Origin of the sequence: uncultured Microscilla sp. (genome assembly GCF_947493425.1) — a bacterium.
In the GTDB taxonomy this organism is placed as follows: Bacteria; Bacteroidota; Bacteroidia; order Cytophagales; family Microscillaceae; genus Microscilla.
In genome coordinates this window covers 1-1,018 of record NZ_CANLRP010000404.1, presented here as the reverse complement: position 1 = coordinate 1,018, position 1,018 = coordinate 1, and the positions used below count along the sequence as shown (strand labels likewise).

General features: G+C 47.8%; 1 pseudogene. It reads right to left on the bottom strand.

Annotation, left to right across the window (positions count from 1 at the left end):
• Window positions 1-1,018 (bottom strand): annotated as a pseudogene (locus tag Q0954_RS34035) (hypothetical protein); the annotation flags it as partial.

Sequence of the window (1,018 nt, the reverse complement as noted above, 5' to 3'; positions counted from 1 at the left end):
TACCATTTGTAGGCATCGCCTTCGCGTTTGAAGTGGACAGTATAGCCTGTGTGGTCGGGCAAGGCATCCCAATCAAGCTGTACCTGGTAGGGGTTGAGGGCTTTTGCCTGAAGACGAGCCGGCACAGGGCAAGGTTTGCCATAGCGAAACACCCGAATCTGGCTTACTCCATCGTTAATAAACAAGGTTCTGCCCTGGGGGTCACGCGCCTGGATACGAATGGCGTACCATTTGCCCAAGCCTAGGGCGGGTTCGGCTTGCATACCGTAGTTATAAGTCAGGCTAGTTGTGGTCGCACGAAATACCTCTGGCCCCAGGCAATTGAATATTTCGCCTTGAGATATTCGGCTAGCGGTTGGGTTATTTGCGTTTATATTCGCATATTGGTTCTGACAATCGGGGCGTAGCTCGTTCAATATCAATTCATACTCAGGATTAAAGGGAGTGTTAGCAGGACGAGCCCAGTTGATAGAAATTGGAACATTTCCATTGTTCTGGCTGTTTAGGGTAGAGAAATGAATAGGGGTATTTACGATTACTGGTTGCAAAGCAAATACCCGCAACGTTTTTTGCGACAGAATGTCTACATTAGACACCAATACACCAGGTCTGAATCTATCCACGAAAGAAAATGATATTCGGTAAATTCCGTCAGGCACTCTTTTCGTCTTCAAATATTGCTGCCGGGAGTACCCAGAAAATGACAGGTTGTTAGCCGAAAAATAATCCGATAATTCCGAGCCGCTCAGGGTCTGGCTAGGTCCCAGGTCGAGCAAGGGTCGGTAACTATCCCTCGTTTGTATGACAATTCCCCGCCCATCGATGCTTTCCAATTTAATTCGCAAGTAACCAGCATACGAGGTCAAGCCGTTTAGTATCATGGTCAATTGAAGTGAGTGGTTATATCCGAAGTCTGAGAGGTAAGGAGAAACCGGTCGGGCTACGGTAGCAATGATCTTCACGCTGTAATTTTGTTGGGCGGTGGTATAACCACTCGCTCCTAAGAGCAAAGCTCCCG